At 45.9% G+C, this 18,035-nt stretch carries 12 protein-coding genes; 6 read left to right on the forward strand and 6 right to left on the reverse strand.

Going from position 1 to position 18,035, the window contains the following annotated elements:
* Window positions 1-208 precede the first annotated feature (208 nt).
* From KD145_RS21675 to KD145_RS21690, 4 genes are all read left to right on the forward strand, one after another.
* Window positions 209-3,676 (forward strand): SusC/RagA family TonB-linked outer membrane protein, encoded by a 3,468-nt coding sequence (locus KD145_RS21675; RefSeq protein WP_212001587.1) that lies wholly within the window; start codon window positions 209-211, stop codon window positions 3,674-3,676.
* Window positions 3,677-3,687: 11 nt separating this feature from the next.
* A complete protein-coding gene (locus tag KD145_RS21680) occupies window positions 3,688-5,136 on the forward strand; it encodes a RagB/SusD family nutrient uptake outer membrane protein (protein ID WP_212001588.1) in 1,449 nt (482 codons plus the stop codon).
* A 54-nt stretch (window positions 5,137-5,190) separates the two neighbouring features.
* On the forward strand, window positions 5,191-6,381 hold the full coding sequence (locus KD145_RS21685) for a thioredoxin fold domain-containing protein (protein WP_212001589.1): 1,191 nt from the start codon (window positions 5,191-5,193) through the stop codon (window positions 6,379-6,381).
* A gap of 204 nt (window positions 6,382-6,585) precedes the next feature.
* Window positions 6,586-7,176, forward strand: coding sequence for an RNA polymerase sigma-70 factor (locus KD145_RS21690; protein WP_212001590.1), 591 nt, complete (start codon window positions 6,586-6,588; stop codon window positions 7,174-7,176).
* Here the strand turns inward: KD145_RS21690 and KD145_RS21695 are convergent.
* From KD145_RS21695 to KD145_RS21705, 3 genes are all read right to left on the reverse strand, one after another.
* Entirely contained in the window at window positions 7,173-7,988 is an 816-nt protein-coding gene (locus KD145_RS21695; RefSeq protein ID WP_212001591.1) for an ester cyclase, read from the reverse strand. The two genes, KD145_RS21690 and KD145_RS21695, sit on opposite strands and share 4 nt — an antisense overlap.
* A 65-nt stretch (window positions 7,989-8,053) precedes the next feature.
* Window positions 8,054-8,827 (reverse strand): helix-turn-helix domain-containing protein, encoded by a 774-nt coding sequence (locus tag KD145_RS21700; RefSeq protein WP_249219855.1) that lies wholly within the window; start codon window positions 8,825-8,827, stop codon window positions 8,054-8,056.
* A gap of 20 nt (window positions 8,828-8,847) precedes the next feature.
* Window positions 8,848-9,951, reverse strand: a complete 1,104-nt coding sequence (locus KD145_RS21705) for a hypothetical protein (protein WP_212001593.1) — start codon at window positions 9,949-9,951, stop codon at window positions 8,848-8,850.
* 147 nt (window positions 9,952-10,098) lie between these two features.
* On the opposite strand from KD145_RS21705, the gene KD145_RS21710 reads away from it, so the two are divergent.
* Window positions 10,099-10,743, forward strand: coding sequence for a DUF6624 domain-containing protein (locus tag KD145_RS21710; protein WP_212001594.1), 645 nt, complete (start codon window positions 10,099-10,101; stop codon window positions 10,741-10,743).
* A gap of 66 nt (window positions 10,744-10,809) precedes the next feature.
* Window positions 10,810-11,610, forward strand: coding sequence for a hypothetical protein (locus KD145_RS21715; RefSeq protein ID WP_212001596.1), 801 nt, complete (start codon window positions 10,810-10,812; stop codon window positions 11,608-11,610).
* Between the two features lie 64 nt (window positions 11,611-11,674).
* On the opposite strand, the gene KD145_RS21720 is transcribed toward KD145_RS21715, so the two are convergent.
* Genes KD145_RS21720 through KD145_RS21730 form a run of 3 tightly spaced genes read right to left on the reverse strand, consistent with a single transcriptional unit; the run spans window position 11,675 to window position 17,936 of the window.
* Window positions 11,675-12,574 carry a metallophosphoesterase gene (locus tag KD145_RS21720; RefSeq protein ID WP_212001597.1) on the reverse strand — a complete coding sequence of 300 codons (900 nt, stop codon included), beginning with the start codon at window positions 12,572-12,574 and terminating at the stop codon, window positions 11,675-11,677.
* Window position 12,575: 1 nt separating this feature from the next.
* On the reverse strand, window positions 12,576-14,375 hold the full coding sequence (locus KD145_RS21725; protein ID WP_212001598.1) for a RagB/SusD family nutrient uptake outer membrane protein: 1,800 nt from the start codon (window positions 14,373-14,375) through the stop codon (window positions 12,576-12,578).
* Window positions 14,376-14,408: 33 nt separating this feature from the next.
* Window positions 14,409-17,936 (reverse strand): SusC/RagA family TonB-linked outer membrane protein, encoded by a 3,528-nt coding sequence (locus KD145_RS21730; protein WP_249219506.1) that lies wholly within the window; start codon window positions 17,934-17,936, stop codon window positions 14,409-14,411.
* Between the last annotated feature and the right edge of the window lie 99 nt (window positions 17,937-18,035).

Below are 18,035 nucleotides of genomic sequence, written 5' to 3' on the forward strand. Positions count from 1 at the left end.
CCGTAAAAGGCCGGGAGCTGGTCAGACATATTCGCAGTATGGCTGACCGGAAGGGTAACGTCAAATGTCCTGTTTAGAAATTTATTCATCACCCAAAATCAAATGTATGATTTTAAGAGCTTGGTTCCAAGACCAGCGCGGTACCCTGTACCCGCCAGCTAATGAGCACTCCGGGAGATATGCCATCCGGAGAAAAATCTGGAAGATTATGAGATTAACTGTCATGTTATTGTTGGCTGCTTTTATGCAGGTGAGCGCAGGCTCCTACGCCCAAACAGTGACGCTTTCTTTAAAGAGGGCACCTCTGACAAAGGTTTTCAAGGAAATGCAACAGCAAACAGGATACTCTTTCCTGTATTCAAAGGAAGACCTTCTGCGAACAGAAAATATCAGCCTGGAGTTAAAGAACATCCAGCTGTCTACTGCGCTGAAGGAGTGTTTTAAGAACCAACCGCTTACTTTTACGATTGTAGATAAAGTAGTGATTATCAAACGGGAGAATCCGGCTCCTTCCGCCATCACAGAAGCAGCCATAGTAGCCTTCATACCTATCAGCGGTACAGTTACGGACAACTCCGGAACGCCGCTGCCAGGTGCTTCCATCGTGATCAAAGGTACCAACCACTCCGCTGTTTCGGATGTGAACGGAACATTTAATATCGATGCTAAACCAGGTGATGTGCTGCTGATCCGGTATGTAGGCTTCACTACCCGTGAGGTAGTGGTAGGAAAAAGCAGTAACATACAGATAATGCTGGAACAGCTTTCCAGCCGTCTGGCCGCTGTGTCTGTGGTGAGTACCGGTTATCAGACTATTTCCAAAGAGCGCGCTACCGGGTCCTTTGCTGCCATCTCTGCGAATGATCTCAACGGCAAACTGCAAACAAATATCATTGACCGTCTCGAGGGTATGGCTGCAGGTTTGACTTCCAACAGAGGGATTGTAAATATACGTGGGGTATCTACTTTAAAAGGTGAAAAAAATCCTTTGTATGTAGTAGACGGGGTGCCTTTTGAAGGAGATATCGAGGCGATTAATCCTTCCGATATAGCCACGATTTCCGTATTAAAAGACGCTACAGCGGCTTCTATCTATGGTGCACGTGCAGCCAATGGGGTTATTGTGATGACAACAAAAGCCGGAAAAGCTGGCCCTTTAAAGCTTACTTATAATAATTCCATCAAGTTCACTCCCCTGCCGGACCAGGGTTATCGTAACCTGATGTCCAGCGCCGAACTGGTGAATTTCCAACAGGAGATGTTTAACTATCGTTCCGGTGACTATGCATCGATTGATCCTCGTAAGGCCATGAATGATGTGTATAGATTATTGTATGAACGTAAGGCAGGAAAAATTACAGAAGCACAATTGCAGACTGCACTGGATGTGTTTCGAAACAGAGACCGGTACGACCAGATGAAGGATGAACTGCTTCGCAAGGCAGCAGTCACCCATCAACATAATCTTGGATTCTCCGGCGGTAGTGAAAAATACAGCTACAACCTCTCTGTAAATTATACTGGTACTGCCCCATACGAGAAGAACCAGCAAACACGGCGCCTGGGATATAACCTTCGCAATACTTTCAATTTCACCAAATGGATGCGTGTGGATGTAGGGATACTGGGCAGTAACATGAAGCAGGACTATGATAATGGATTTGCTGGTGAACGTTATCTGCTGGACAAAGAAAGAAAAGCTTCCTACTATATGCTCCGGGATGAGAACGGACAACCTGCTCAATGGTACCAGTCAAAGTCTCAGTATGAAATTGACCGGCTGAACAAACTGGGGCTGCAGGATGAAACCTATCGTCCGCTTGATGAAATCAGGAAACAGCATTATACCCGCACCTACAAGTATCTCAACATGAACATCGGTGCTAACTTCAAACTGATGCAGGGCCTTTCCCTGGATGTACGTTATCAGTCTGAACGCACAGATACGCTGGACCAGCAGCTGTATCGTAAAGATGCGGCAGCGGTGAAAACCATGATTAATGATGCAACACTTATTCAGAACGGAAAGGTGTTGAATTACATCCCTATCGGTGGTCAGTTCAGGGAAATAAGAGGTGAAACGAATTCCTATACATTCCGTATGCAGTTGAACTATAACAAACTGATTAATTCGGATCATGAGATCCAGGCGCTGGCAGGTGCGGAAAGACGAGGAATCAGGAGTACCGGTACCAATATGTATAAATATGGGTATGATGAATACAGCCTGAACTATAAGCCAATTGATGAATGGGCACTCAGCCAGTATATTTATGGCACGGAGGCTTTATTCGGTCAGTTCAGACTGGACAGGAAAGAAAAAGAAAAGGAGATGGGTTTCAATGATAGAGAAAACAGATATGCTTTCTTCTACGGAAATGCATCCTACACCTTTAAACGCAGATTAACCGCATCCGGTAGTATCAGGGTAGACCAGTCCAACCTCTTTGGTACTGATCCGAGATATCAGTATAAACCTATGTGGTCAGCCGGTTTGTTGTATGTCATCACAGAAGATTTCAATTGGTTAGATCGTTTGGCGGTACGCACTACCTATGGTATCAACGGTAATATCCCTAAAGAAGCCGGTCCTTATATGATCACCAGGGATGACGGCTCCAACAACTGGACGAATGAATCACAGGCTTATATATCCAGTCCGCCAAACTCCGGACTGCGCTGGGAAAAAACAAGAGTGACCAACCTGGCTGTCGATTTCAGCGTGTTTAAAGGTAAGCTAACAGGGTCCGTTGACTTCTATAATAAAAATACTTCTGACCTGTTGGGCAATCGCACTGCAGATCCTACGGTTGGCTGGTCTAACTACCTGGTCAACTACGGCTCTATGTTTAACCGCGGTGTGGATGTGACACTGACCAGCACTAATATCAACACCCGGGATTTGCGCTGGAATACCACTTTGAATTTCAACTACAATAGAAACCAGCTGACCCGCCTGGACGTATCCCGTAATACGCTGTTCGATTACCTGAGTGGAGTGCAGGACCGTGTCGGCAAGCCAATGGGTTCTTTGTATTCTATTCGTTATGCCGGCCTGGACGACAAAGGCAAGCCAATGGCTTACACCAAAGATGGTAAGGTGGTAAAATCAACAGATTTCCTTACAATTGATGATCTGGTGTATGAAGGTACCACCGTGCCTCCTTATTCAGCATCTCTGCAGAATACGGTGCATTATAAAGGATTTGACCTCTTCGTGATGTTTATTTATTACGGTGGTCATGTAATGCGTGATGTGACCTCACCATATCTTACAAAATATCCGGAATTAAACTATACTTCCAATATGGACAGGCTGGCACTCAACTACTGGAAAAAACCAGGAGATGAAGCAAACCCTGATATCGCACCCGGTTATAGTTTCAGCGCGCCTTACAACACTACCCAGATCTGGGATGCAGCAGATAAAAACGTAAGCAAGGCATCTTATATCAAACTGCGTGATGTAACCCTCAGCTACAATTTACCTAACCGCTTACTGAAGAAATATTATATCCAGAACATGCGCTGGAGTTTCCAGGTACAGAATCTGTGGAGTTGGTCTGCCAACAAACAGCATCTGGACCCCGAAGCATGGAGCGGTTTTAACATAAATGCAACAAGAGGCTTTAAGGTACCCACCACTTATACAATTGGTGTAAATGTTAATTTCTAAAAGGGACAAGTATGAAAAGGATATTTTACCTGTTATTGACAGGTGCTACCATTATAACTACGCCGGGATGTAAAAAGTTTCTGGATATTAAACCTAAAGGCTATACGATTCCGGAGTTTTATGAGGACTATCAGAAGTTGTTGAGCAACGCTTCCCTGATAAGGGCTACCGCTGCTTATCCCAGCTATATCACGGATGATGTTTTAGCCGGAGAGGATAATGATGTAACGAAACAAGCGGCATTCGCCGGATATTCAGTTTTCAAGAAAAGCCTCTATACCTTTAAAAACGGTCAGACCTTTGAACCGAGCGACTCAGATCCATTTTGGGAACCAGCTTATAATCACATCTATACTTACAATACTGTGATTAATAATATACTGAATGTTCCCGATGGTACTGCACAGGATAAAAAACGGCTGCGTGCTGAAGCACAGGTGGGACGGGCCTTTGAATACCTGTCACTGGTAAACGTTTATGCTGAGCATTATGACGCTGCAACAGCCGCTACTGCTCTAGGTGTTCCCCTGGTACTGTCAGAGGATATTAACCTGCCTTATGAACGTAAAAGCGTGGCTGAAGTATATGCACAAATCAAAAAAGATCTGGACGAAGCATTACCCAATCTGCCTGATAACGTGCCTAATAATTTTAAGCCGATGAAAAGCGTAGGATATGCTTTTCTGAGCCGTATGAACCTTTATATGGGAGATTATAAGGCTGCGCTGGCCAATGCGAATGAAGCACTGAAGCTGAACAGCTTCCTGTTGGATTATAAGATCTATACCAATAAAAATGGTACTTGGGGACGTGTTTGTACACTCAGTGATAGTACTGCATTTCCGGATGGCAACAAGAATAAGGAAAGTGTCTGGATCCGTTATGGTAGTTCCAGTTCCAGCCATGTCTTCAGCGAAGTATATGCGAGTACTGATTTAATTAATGCTTATAAAAAGGACCTCCCTGCCGGAGCTACAGATAAACGTTTTGCACTTTTCTTCTGTCATGGTAAATCCAATTTCGGAGGAGGAATCGTATCCTTCCCCGGCAGAGAATTATGGGCGCCTTATGTTGAGTTCAACCTGGGATTCGCCACACCGGAGTTATATCTGATTGCTGCAGAGTGTGAGGCAAGAATTGGTGACCCGGCAAGAGCTATCCAGCTGATGAATACACTGCGTGACAGCCGTATTGAGAATAATCAGCCACTGGTTGCCAACACCAGCGATGATGCATTAAGACTTGTGCTGGAAGAACGCAGAAGGGAAATGCCTTTTATGGGCAGTACCCGCCTGATTGATCTTAAACGTTTGAACAAAGATCCGCGCTTCGCTAAAACCATTACCCATACACAGGGAGTACAAACCTTTACGTTACCGCCGAATGATAAACGATATATTCTGCCGGTTCCTCCAAAAGTACTCGCTGTCAATCCCAACATTCCGCAATACGAGCGATAAACAATTTTGATCACTGCCCGGAGAAAACCTTTCTCCGGGCATTTATAATATTTTATGAAGAGAATTCTTTACGCCTTCCTGATGCTGGCTGCACTCCAAAGTAATGCCCAGGAAGAGATAGCGTTTAACAACGTTTCCTGGCAGGCTACGCTGGACCAGGCCACCAAAGAAAACAAACTGGTATTCCTCGACTGTTACACCTCCTGGTGCGGCCCCTGCAAATGGATGGAGAAAAACGTGTTTAACCTGCCGGAAATATATCAGTATTACAACCAGCATTTTATCAACACCAAACAAGACATGGAAAAGGGAGAAGGTGTTGACTTAAGAAAACAGTATAATGTTCAGTCCTATCCTACCTATCTTTTTATCAATGGTAAGGGTGAAGTAGTGCATCGTACCGGTTCCCGCATGTCTGCAGAGGAGTTCCTGGAAGAAGCCCGTATGGCCAATGATCCGGAGCGTAATACCTCTTCCCTGTCTGCCCGCTATGATGCCGGAGAAAGAGGCATTCCTTTCCTGATCAATTATTACATGGCAGTGCATAAATCAAACCGTCGTGCTGCAGCAAAGATCGGTGAAGAGATCAGTGAGAAATTCCCGGAGAATGAGCTGAATTCTTCATTGGGGTGGAAGGCCATCAAAAACATCGCCGAATCCGGTAATGACAGATTAGGCAAATACTATCTGGCCAACCAGACCCAGTTTGCTTCTTACGCCAATCAGGCAGAAAGGGATGCCCTTGCTGACCGCCTTATCTCCGCTATGTTGTATCCGATGATCTACGCCGGAGATGCAAAAGGTTTCTACGCTGGCCTGGACCACTTCAAAAAATCTCCGCAGCCTGAAAGGCAGCGGCAGGCCGTGATGCTGGAAGCAGAGTTCTTTTTCCAGGAAAACAAACTGAATGAATATGTAAAACTCACTGACAAGGCCATGAAAGGCGTTTTAAAGAATGATGGTGAAAAACTGAGTTTTCTGGCCCGTCGCCTGAATGGCAAACGGGATGCTGATGCTAAAACATCCGCTTTCCTGCCGCAGGCTTATAAACTGGCCAAACGCGCCGTGGAAGTAAATCCTGAAGAATACAGCATTCAAAGCACATTCGGATGGGTATGTCTTTCTATGAAGAAAAAAGAGGAAGGTCTGGTTGCAGCCCGCAAAGCCAGAGCACTGGCAGATGCAGAGACCTCCAAAATACAGAAACTGGCGCAGGCGCTGGTTGACGACCTGGAAAAATTGTAATAGTTCGACCATATCCTATATAGACAAGGTGTAGCGATGATCGCTACACCTTTTGTTTTGAAAAAGGATTTGCATTATTTCCCGCCTGAAATTATCTTCGCCCTAAACCAACCCGCTTCATATATTATTTTTGAATGTGTTTTGAAGCGGACATCTCTGTTACTTCCTGTCTGTATACCCGCAACTAACCGAATAAACACCTGAATGTCAAACTGCAGTACATATACGGATGATCAGCTCTGGGAACAGATCACACAGGATGATCAGGAAGCTTTCACAGCGGTGTATAACCGTTACTGGAAGGTGCTGTACCTGCGTGCTCAAAGTATGCTGACTGACAGCGACCTTGCACAGGACATTGTACAGGAGGTGTTCATCTCTCTCTGGCATCGCCGTAAGGAAGTGGAGGTACTGCATCTGAAAGCTTACCTTTTTCAGGCGGTGCGCTACCAGGAACTGAAAGCCCTGCGTACTCTCAAGTCAGACATTAACTTCTACGAGCGGCTGGCCCTTATTTCCAAAGACCTGCTCATTCATGAGCCCCTGGCTTTTAAAGAGCTGGATACTGTATTACAGCGCGTGCTGGCCACCTTCCCGGAAGATCAGCGGATGATCTTTGGCATGAGCCGCGAGGAAGGGCTTACCTACCGTGAGATCGCGGGTAAAATGGAGATCTCTGTGAAAACAGTGGAAAAGAAGATGTCGCAGGCATTGCGGACCCTCCGCAAAGGTATGGACAGCGCCTTCCCACTGGTATTGAGTATGATGGCATTACTGGAGAATAGCCGGAATTAATCATTTCCCTGATAAATGCCTCTTTCCATCTGAATATGCAGCTGCTGGTAAAATCCGGCAGGGTTAAAACCAATCCGCTTGTATTCAGCCTGCACCTGTGTTTTGGCATTGTCCAGATACTCCTGATTTTTCCAGGTGGCAACGGTGATAACGGAGTACTGTCCGTTTTGTTCCTGATGCTGAAATACCTTATCTCCCATAAAACCGTCCAGCTTTTGAATAAAGCCCCTGTTATAGTTCATCCTTTGTGTGAATTCACTGATAGCCGCTGACGGTACAATGAATTTATCGATGAAGTACACCTGATTTCGTTTGTCCGTTGGCGTAATATCAGCAGGAATGGCGCCTAACTGTTGCAGAAAGCCAAGCCTGTCGGTCTGAATTTCGTGGTGTATGATTTTTCCGTTTTTGAAAGTATAGATGCCGGTTCCTTCGCTGGTAACGGCTTTGTGTGTAGGTGCGATGTGCTGAAAGGTGTTTTGATGAGTGCCCTGCATTTTTTGTTTTACGAAGACTTTATCACCTTCTGCCATTACCAAAGACAAGCTCCATTGGGCATCCGGAAATGACTGAAGGACTGCTTGCGCCGACTGTATAAAACCCTGAATACCGCTGTCTCCCTGGCTGTTGGCATAATCCGGGGAGATGAGACCGTCCAGCTGTCCGAACTGCCGCTGATTGAGAATATCTTCATAAAAGTGAATGATGGCGGCTTTGTTTTGTTGCTGTATTGTTTCCATATCTGATACTTTTTCCTGTGAGAAGGCAGTCGTTGCTGTGAGCAACAAACCACCCAGTAATTGTTTGATCATTGTTTGTTTTTATACAGCAAAATTCAGCTTTAGGGCAGCCTTATCATTGTAAAAAATCATTGATTTTACCAGAACAGCGGTGACTGGAAGAAATGAGAAGGTGTGAGGCCGGTGAAGCGTTTAAAGCTTTTGTTGAAATGGGCCTGATCGAAATAACCAGCATCCAGGGCTAGATCTGTAAGGCTTTGAGTGGGCTGTTTGCGAGTGATGAGGGATTTTAGCCGGATGATGGAGGCGTATTGTTTGGGCGAAGTGCCGATGGTTTTTCTGAAACGTTTTTCGAAGGCATCCTGGCTTAGGTAGTTGGATGCAGCCAGGTTTTTTATAGGGAGATCTCCCTGTGTTGTTTGTATTTGCTGAAGGACGTTTAATATCAGGTTGTCCTGTTTGGAGCCATGCAGCAATGAGAGTAACAGTGTTTCAATAACTGTTATTCTCTCGTGGGTAGTTTTGGCTTCGGCCAGCTGTTCTTCTATGATAGCGGTTTGCTGCCGGCTGATGAAATTATCCAATGAAACGCTGTGTTCAAACAGTTCATGGAGCGGTGTTTTAAAGAAGGCTGCTGCGCCGGCAGGTTTAAACTGTACAATAATGGCAGCGGTGTTTTCCTGGTAATTGATCAGCCGTACAGAAGACCTTAATCCCGATATAACGGCTGCCGGCACCGGATTGGCCTGCTGATCGCTGAGGTAATTGATCCGGCCTTTATAACGGAAGGCGATGGCGGGCGTGGTGTCGGGCAATACCCGGTTGACCCGTGCATCCTGGCTTTCAATGATTTTGTAAGCCTGGATGAAAGGTTGTAGTGGTGCGGAGGGTATGTAAGGCTTCAGGAGCATCTTACTCAAAGATAATAAAATCAGGATTCCGGAGCTGATTCATCATATTCATCCAGGACAGTAGGTTTGAGACTGGCCAGGTGTTTATCTTTCGCGATGAGTAATATATTTTCATAACTCAGGTAGGTGCAGGTATTTTTCATGGGGCCATGCTCCATGAATGAAAATACGGGCCTCGTTATTTCCTGGAAAACTTTATCCCGCCTTTCCTGAGGAGCTACAATATGTAGTTTTACATTCATATTGGGTTGTAGTGCCATCAGGTCGGCCATGCGGAGAATGCCGGAATAAACAGAAGTGGTATGCTCCACTTCAAAGGCTCTGACGATCATGTTGCGGCTGATCCACAGCACATCAATGTTTTCGATGGTTTTCAGTACAGCGTTTACATAATTTAATGGGAGTGTCTCCAGAAGGCTATTGTCTGCTGCATTCCAGTGTTCCAGTACTCTTTGTCTGTCTGCTCTTGGAAGCCATATGCTGAAACCCATTTTCTCTCCTATTTCGGCCAGTTTGGCCTGTATTGTGATGCTCTCCCTTGGAAAGGGCTGATTAGACAGGATACCAGGGTCTTCCCGCTCCGGAATGGTGAGTTCTATTGCTCCTGTTGTTTGTAATGCTGTGACGGAAGTATCGATCTTTTTCTGATCAGCATCAGTGAGCGTATAAGTTACAGGGGCGGCCCGCTGTTGCAGCAGTATTTTCTCCAGATAGGCACCATCTTCATCCTTCAGTCTGCGCAGATTGCTTCTTACGTGTATGGTCCAGGTATTGCTGCCGGGCGGCAAGAGTCTGGTAAAAGATAAGTGGTTAAAACTTCTGCTGTCCGTAATCGGAATACCTTGTTCAAAGGAAAGCCAGACAGTGGGATTGATTTTAAATCGTAAGGTATATGGGTCGTTAACCGGGTAATATATAGGCTTATCGTTTTCAAACAGGAGGCTGTTGATTTCCATGACCCCAACCCATCTTGATAGTTTTGTTACATAACAAATAAGCTTATCGCCAGGACGAAGGTTTTTAGCGATAGATCGTTTGCTTTCCATAAAGCCGGAAAGGCTTTTGTCTGAATTGGAGAAGGCTTCGTAGGTGGCTGGAGAGAAAAGGTTAATATAATAGGCCATGGGTGTTACATTCAAGGATTGGTAATGTAGACAAGTATAAGGTTTTTTAGTGATTAATTGTTAACTTAAAGTAGATGCTTTACTTGTATAATGCCCGCATATTACCAACGTTTTTTTAGAAAATCCCAGATGAAAAAATCCTAATCTATGAATGTAATCATCCGCCTTTACGTTGTACTATTTGTTTTTATTGCTTCAACTGCAAATGGACAGGTGAACAAGTCCCTGGCCGGTACTATTGACAACCTCTATGAAGCTGATCAGACAGTGCAGCTCCGATTGCTGGAAATGAACCAGCACAAGGCTCCCCAGGATAGCATGGAAAAACAGTATTCTCTAAAACGGGCAATGTATAAACGCAATTTGCAGGTCATCAAAAAGATTTACGCACAATATGGTTACCCAACCATCACATTGGTAGGTGCCGATGCTTCGCATCATTTTTTTATACTCATCCAGCATGCCGATAGTGAACCCCATTTCCAGCTGGAAATGCTGCCGATATTGGACAGCCTTTCCCAAAAAGGCGATATATTGAGGAAGGACTATGCCTATCTCTATGATCGTGTTCAGCATAATACAGGCGGGAAACAACGTTATGGGACACAGCCTGCTTATGGTGAGAACGGCAGTTTGTTTGACAAAAACAACAGGATCATTTATCCGCCCGACCTGGAAGATCCGGAAAATGTGGATGCACGGAGAAAAGAAGCAGGTATGGAACCTATTGAGCAATATTATGAATCTGTCTTACAATTGCTGGGCAGGCCCAGAGCGAAGCCGAAGCAATAGATTGAATCGCCCTGAAAAAATTTGATAATTTTAGATGGTTAAAAGATATGCTTTCCCGTTACACCTATGAAGTCACACATAACATTTCCCGCGGATCTTATCGATTTTCTTGTCTGGGTAAAAACAACCACAGAATCCGCCTGGAGCAACGTTCCGCCGGAAAGTGCCATCCATGGAGCTAAATGGCTAGGTTTGAGTGATCAGGAAATCGATGGATTGGAACAGAAATACGATATAAAGTTTGGATATGAGCACAGGGCTTTTTTGAAGGTATTGCATACCATAGACAAAAATTATGATGAGCCTGAATATGATAAAGATGATGAGGAAGATAGTCCAATGGCTGCCTGGGGCACTCCTTCGTTCTTCTATAACTGGCTGACAGATACGAATTGGATTGAGAACAAACTTGAATGGCGTTACGAAACCATTTTATTTGATGTACTTAATACCGGATTTTGGTTAAAATCATGGGGACAACGTCCTGATACCAGAGAAGAGAAAACCCGGATATTTTCAGCATGGTATCATAATGCTCCCAGGCTGCTGCCTGTTAAGGCACATACCTTTTTAATGGATGATGCCGGTCATGGGCTTAAGCCGCTGTTGTCTGTTTATGGAACAGATACTATTGTGATAGCCTGGAGCTTACGGCATTATCTGATGAGGACATTTGCTAAGGAACTGGAGCTGGAAGAAATGGTTTTCGATGAGGAAGGTCAATATTATTATGATAGAATAGTAAGCGGTATACCTGAACTGGATGATTGGGAAACAATCAGACTGGATGATGCTGATATACCTTATTGGAAAGGCATAATTACATACTGGAAGTGTTCATCTCCCTGGCAGGGCTTCAGAGTATAGCTGATTTAAATCAAACGGCTTGAGCCCAGGGACTCAAGCCGTTTGATTTAAAAGGAATCACTTATCAATATCCATGTGCGATATATTCATTCTCCACCTGTCCATCTTCGTATAACCGCAGGATAGCATATCCCGGCGGTGTTTCGAAGTAGTATCCTTTGCCTGCGGAATCCTTATCGCCGGCGCCCCACCAGAAGCCCGACATGGAACCATTACAGCAGTAATGGATACCATTGTATAGCGCATTGTCGGCAAGGTGGTTATGACCGCTGAGACATATCTTCACTTTATCCTTGTGTTTGTAGAAGAGGTTTTTCAGCTTTACATGGTCGCTATGGCCACCACCTACCAGGGTGGGTGTTACGCCCAGGATAGGGTAATGCGACATTAGTAATGTAGGCGTACCGGGAGCCAGCTGCTGCAGATCATTTTCCAGCCATTTGAACTGCTCTTCATCCAGTGATATTTTATCATTGTTGCCATCGAGGATTACAAAATGCCAGCCTTTTTTAGTGAAGCTGTAGTAGCGTGCGGGGATTTTGAGCCGTTTTACTACATAAGGTTTGCCGTACATTTCATCCTGTTCTGACGGTGCTTTCCACCACATGTCATGATTGCCAAGACAGCTATATACCGCATAAGGTTTTGCCGTTTCTATGCATCGGTCCCATATGCTCCATAATTCTGTGACCTGCTCCCGTTTAACGTTATCATAAGAAGCATCCATGATAGAGTCGCCACCATTGAGGATAAAGTCAACGCCCTGTTTTTTCACGGCTGCAAGGCATTTGATAAAACGTTCGGGGGCATTATCTCCTGCGGCTATGTGTACATCTGTAATATGGGCAACAGTCAGTACCGGCTTGCGTTTGGAGCTGGATGCTGCTGCGGCCTTTATGGCCGGTGATAGTAAGGAAGCAGCTGCCAGGAGGCCGCTACCTTTGATGATATCTCTTCTGTTCATATTATTGCCAGTCAAAAATTTGTTTGAGATTAGGATTTAATACCATTTGCGTATAGGGAATCGGACGGTAGTAGTATTGAGGTTCCAGGAATGTTCTGGGTGTGATCTCTGTAACCAGTGCTCCGCCGGCGGTACCGTTTTTCATATATACGGTCACGTTATCACCGAAAGAACCGGCTTTGTAGTAGATGAGGTTTACGCCCAGTGAATTTTTTTCCTTCTTGTCGTCTGTTGGAATATCTGCACTTTGATCTATCAGGATGATATCCGGAATACCATCACCGGTCAGGTCAAATTTACCGAGGCCGGGGAAATACATGCCCTCAGGCTGTTTGGCAAGCAGTTTGCCGGCATGCCATCTCATGAGGTCATCGAAGCGGTAGCCTTCCATGGCCAGTTCCACCCTTCTTTCCCGGCGTATTTCGAGGATAACACCTTTCAGCGGGCCGCTCACATCAGGATATCTGGCTGCCAGCACCATATCCGGGTCCGCACCGGCCATGGCCAGGCTGACAGGCGGCATTTGCACCCGGGCACGCAGCAGGTTAATGGATTGGTCAAGATCTGCTTGTGTAAGGCTTGCCTGTTCCGCTTTTGCTTCTGCATAAATCAGCAATGTCTCAGCATAACGGTACATCGGTACATCTACACTACCTGCCATAATATTATCGGTAGTATTGGTAAAACCTTTTATCTGGTGGTAACCGGAGAAGTTTTTATTCAGACGCTGGATGTATGGTTTGTTATCACCAGCTTTTACAAAACCAGGCCAGGCCAATGTTTGCTTTAATCTGGGATCGCGGTTCTGGAACTCCTGTACAAACTGCATTTGATCATATCCGGGTTGGTCGGTATAGCGGGTGCCATCTTTCATGAGATAACTCTGCACGAGGTCGCGGGAAGGCGACTGTTCGTAGTCTCCGAAGACAGTGCCGGTACCTCCGCTGCTGGCAGATTTGCTGGCATCATAAGGATAAGCCAGTATCACTTCCTTGTTCTGGAGCAGGTCCTGGCTGTAAAATAATGTAGCATAATCCTGTGCGGGGTTGCCGGTGTTGTAGATGGTGAAACCGCCGTTCTTTATAATATCCTGTGTTACATTGATGGCGGTATCCAGAAACCGTCCGGCAGTGGCTTGCAGATTCAGTTCCGGATGGTATTTGCGGTAGGTGCCTTCGTATAGTGCAATGCGTGCAAACAGTGCTTTGGCTGCCCATACGTTGGGAGTACCGGAGGGTACGTTGCTACGTATATGGGCGGCGGCAAAACTGAGGTCTGCCATCATACTGTCTACTACGAGTGCCCGGGGAGAGCGGGGCTTGTATAGTTGTGCCGTATCACTTGGGTTCATCGTCTGACCATACCAGGGCACATCTGAATAACGTTTTATTTTACCGAAATAAAAGAGTGCGCGGTAATATCTGGCCATACCGGCATAGTGGTCTTTTACATCCTGGGTGGCCTGAGCTTTGTTGTAGTTCTCCAGGAAATAATTGATGTTGCGCAGCCGTGCCCAGTCCCAGCCATCAGGTAAATTTTTGGAGCTGGGTGAGCCGGTCATAATGTTTTTGACTTCTTTGGCCGCTGTGGTGGCCATATTGTCGCTGCTTTGGTCATCATAGTAGATCCCTGTGCCAGGCATAGAGAGCAGGCCGTTGATATACAATGCCAGATCTTCTTCTGATTTAAAAAAGAGCTGTGGAGAGATGGCATCCTGCGGATACCGGTCGAAAAAAGATTTTTTACAGGCAGTACCGGCCAACAGAAGACCGGTTATTATTATGATGGAAATTTTTTTCATGTTACGGTGTTTAAAAGATTACCATATCAGGGATTACAGGTCAAGATTGATACCTACAGCATATTTGCGCTGATAAGGATATGCCCATCCGTAGCCATCTGTAATGGATTCGGGATCGAGATATTTTTTGATGGCAGAAAACTCGAAGAGGTTTTCACCGGAGACAAATACACGTAAGCGTGAGATACGGTAACGTTTTAAAACGGATTGCGGCAGTGTATATCCTATCGTCAGGTTTTTGACACGGAGATAGGCAGCGTTCAACAGATATTTTGTTTGCGGGATATCCAGGCCGCTGCCATAGTTGTTGTCTGCCAGCCATGACTGTAATACAGGGAAGTAGCCATTTGGATTGGCATCTGCGAGGCCGGCCTTGATATAGGACTGGGAGTGCTGCGCGCGCAGGGAAGCATCGTCAGCTGTACCGCGGTAGTAGTCGAGGTTCCAGGGATAAATGCTGGCATATGGCTGTTGATAAGGGCCCCAGAAGAGATAATGGTGCGGATAATAATCCATCTTGGCGATGCCTTGCAGGAAAACGTTTATATCAAAACCTTTCCAGCTGGCGTCCAGGTTGATACCGAAACGGTAGCGCGGACTGCTGTTGCCAATGATAGTGAGGTCCTGGGGATCTTTGGTACTCGGACCACGATCAATTTTACCATCACCGTTAAGATCTTTGTATTTGGGCCATCCGGGTACGATATCGAGGGCTCCCCAGGGAATAATAGCTTTTTCATCCAGGGCTTTGATTTCATCTTTGTTTCTGAAGACGCCATCATTAACAAGGCCCCAGATTTCGCCAAGGGTCTGCCCTTCCCGGTAAGTACTCAGCAGTTGCTGCTCATTTTTGAAACGGGTGATCCTGGTCTTATCATCAGACACAAACACTTTTGCCCCAAAGCTCAGCGGGTCTCCTCCCACATTGAAGGTATTATGGTAGCCAAGCGTCAGCTCCCAGCCACGGGTAGAGAGGTCTGCTGAGTTCTGCATGGGAGGAGTCGTTCCGAGCACTCCAGGTAGCTCCACACCTTTTGACAGCATACCGATAGTATTACGCACATAATAATCAAAAGTGGCCTGCACATTGTTACCCCACAATCCCACGTCTGCGCCTATATTGGCAGTGGTTACTTTTTCCCAGGTATAGTTGTTGGGGTCCACGCGGATATCCGGAGCATTTTTGATGATGGTTTGATTGATATTACCTCCGATCAGGTAACCGGAAAGAGCAGTAGGAAGTGTCTGGATATATCCGAAGTCACTAACGCTCTGGTTGCCCAGGTTTCCGTAAGAGGCTCTTATTTTAAGTGTTGGCAATTGTTTGGAAATACCTTTCATGAAATTTTCTTCACTGGCGATCCAGGCTCCTGAGATGGAAGGGAAGAGCCCCCAGCGTTTGTTGGAAGGAAAGCGGGAGGAGCCATCATAGCGACCATTAGCTTCGATGATATAACGGTCTTTGTAGGTGTAGTTGATCCTGCCAAAGAAACTTCTGATCGCATAGGCTGTGTAATCGGTGCCCAGTTTGCTATCACCGCTGGTCAGTGCTACATAAGGCAGGGATGAAGAGATAAGCCCTTGTTTGGTAACATTTAGTTTGTTCCATTCATAGTTCTCCTGGTTAAAGCCGCCCAACAGCTGGATTTTGTGGTCTTTGCCGAGCGTTTTGTGATAGTTGGCATAGAGGTCATATACATCGTGTATCGCCATGGCATTGTTTTCTGCTACATAACCTGTACCACCTTCCTGACGGATATCATTGGGGCCGAAACCGATATTGTATTTTTTGGAGTCTGTATGATATTTCCATTGTTCCCGTTTGAAGCTGGCATCACCAGTAATCTGCAGGTCGTTGTTGAGGAAGGAGGCCACACCTCTGATAACGTTCTGGAAACCGAAGCGTGTTTGTGTAGTCCTGCCTCCGTCTACGAGTTGTGCTGCTAGGCGTCCGGCGCTGGTGTTGGCCCAGGTGCCATCGGGATTTACCGCTACCATGGTGGGTTGCAGGTAATAAACGTCGGTGATGTTATAGGTAGGTGCATCAGCTTTGGTCTGGTATATGCTGAGGTTATTGTCTACCTGCAGCCAGCTGAATGGTTTAATGTTGATTTTGTTGCGCAGCCCATAGCGGTCCCATTTGTCTTTGGACAGTTTGTTAAGGCCGTTCTCATCGGTGAAGTCGGCGGAAAGCAGGTATGATACCGGCATTTTTTTCGCTGTTTCAGCAGAGCCGTTCAAAGAGATGCTGTGGTATTGGGAGAAATTGGATTTACTGAAAAAATAATCATTCCAGTTGTTGCTGCCCATATAAGCCCATTTGGAAGGGTCGCTGGGGTCAATGCGGGTATCCGGGAGAGATGGATCATCGGACCTTTCTCTGGCCCATTTATAGTATTCATCGGAATAACTTACATAGGCCCAGGGAGTATTATGGGTGGCTGTTTCCATTACACGGGAAACGATGTAGGGATCGGTTACCGCATCCGGCATGACGGTTCGGCGGGATTTAGCGAAATAGTTGTTGTAGCTGACGGATTGCCGTCCGCCGGTGGTACCTTGTTTGGTGGTGATGAGGATCACACCAAAAGCCGCACGGGCACCATAAATAGCCGCAGAGGCAGCGTCACGCAATACAGAAATGGAAGCGATGTCAGAAGGGTTCAGTCGAAGCAGATCGTCGGTGGCTGCCGTGATACCATCAATAATGATCAATGGTGCATCTGTTTTGTCATTCAGAGATGTTACGCCGCGGATATTGATCTTAGGAGTCTGACCGGGTGCACCGCCTTTGTAGGTGATATTCAAACCCGGGCTCACACCTTGCAGACCCTGCATGACATTGGCGATAGGCCTTTCTGCCAGTTGTTTTCCGCTGATCTGGTCGATGGCACCTGTAACATTGATTTTTTTCTGGGTGCCATAACCGACTACGATTACTTCTTCCATGGAGTTTTTAGAGGGCTCCATTGTGATGGTCACATTATCCCTTCCATTGAGACTAACCTCCTGTTGGTTGAACCCAATGTAGGATACAACCAGCACAGCGTTTTCAGGTACTTTTATTTCGAAATTGCCTTTAGCGTCTGTTGTAACGCCAACGGCTGTATTTTTCAACCGCACGGTGACGCCGGGAAGTGTCTCGCCCGCAGGGGTGATGACCTTTCCCTTTACAACCACATCTTTGCTGACAATGGCTGCAGGAGCAATCACGATAAGGTTGCCCGGGATGATACGGTATCCCAATGCTGTTTTGTTCAGCAGTTGGCCCATCACCTTGTCGATAGACAACTCGTTGGCGTCCAGCGATACTTTGAGATGCAGCGGGAGATTATCATCATTGTACACAAAACGGTAACTACTGGTCTTTTCCAGCATGGCCAGTGCTTTTTCAAGCTGTACCTGTGATATCTTCAACGTTATCCTTGACTGGGAGCGCACTGCAGCACTCAGATGCAGACAGGCGACCGTTATGAATAGTGTAAGAAATTTCATAAAAATTAACAGCTTATACAAGCCCCGCCGTTGCAGGGCACAATTGTCCACTGTGTTTTTTTTCATAAATTTGTTTTGTTGGTTAATTAATTTTTGTTTGTTGCGCAAAAGACAATACAAAGCCATTAACCGATAAATGAGCGGGGAATGGTGCGAACATTTCCC

The organism is Chitinophaga sp. HK235 (genome assembly GCF_018255755.1).
In the GTDB taxonomy this organism is placed as follows: Bacteria; Bacteroidota; Bacteroidia; order Chitinophagales; family Chitinophagaceae; genus Chitinophaga.

Bases quoted from the DNA above. Each gene is read 5' to 3' on its own strand.
- KD145_RS21690 (WP_212001590.1), top strand. From the start codon at position 6,586: ATGTCAAACTGCAGTACATATACGGATGATCAGCTCTGGGAACAGATC.
- KD145_RS21700 (WP_249219855.1), bottom strand. From the start codon at position 8,827: ATGCTCCTGAAGCCTTACATACCCTCCGCACCACTACAACCTTTCATC.
- KD145_RS21725 (WP_212001598.1), bottom strand. From the start codon at position 14,375: ATGAAAAAAATTTCCATCATAATAATAACCGGTCTTCTGTTGGCCGGT.
- KD145_RS21720 (WP_212001597.1), bottom strand. From the start codon at position 12,574: ATGAACAGAAGAGATATCATCAAAGGTAGCGGCCTCCTGGCAGCTGCT.
- KD145_RS21705 (WP_212001593.1), bottom strand. From the start codon at position 9,951: ATGGCCTATTATATTAACCTTTTCTCTCCAGCCACCTACGAAGCCTTC.
- KD145_RS21730 (WP_249219506.1), bottom strand. From the start codon at position 17,936: ATGAAAAAAAACACAGTGGACAATTGTGCCCTGCAACGGCGGGGCTTG.
- KD145_RS21710 (WP_212001594.1), top strand. From the start codon at position 10,099: ATGAATGTAATCATCCGCCTTTACGTTGTACTATTTGTTTTTATTGCT.
- KD145_RS21685 (WP_212001589.1), top strand. From the start codon at position 5,191: ATGAAGAGAATTCTTTACGCCTTCCTGATGCTGGCTGCACTCCAAAGT.
- KD145_RS21715 (WP_212001596.1), top strand. From the start codon at position 10,810: ATGAAGTCACACATAACATTTCCCGCGGATCTTATCGATTTTCTTGTC.
- KD145_RS21680 (WP_212001588.1), top strand. From the start codon at position 3,688: ATGAAAAGGATATTTTACCTGTTATTGACAGGTGCTACCATTATAACT.
- KD145_RS21675 (WP_212001587.1), top strand. From the start codon at position 209: ATGAGATTAACTGTCATGTTATTGTTGGCTGCTTTTATGCAGGTGAGC.
- KD145_RS21695 (WP_212001591.1), bottom strand. From the start codon at position 7,988: ATGATCAAACAATTACTGGGTGGTTTGTTGCTCACAGCAACGACTGCC.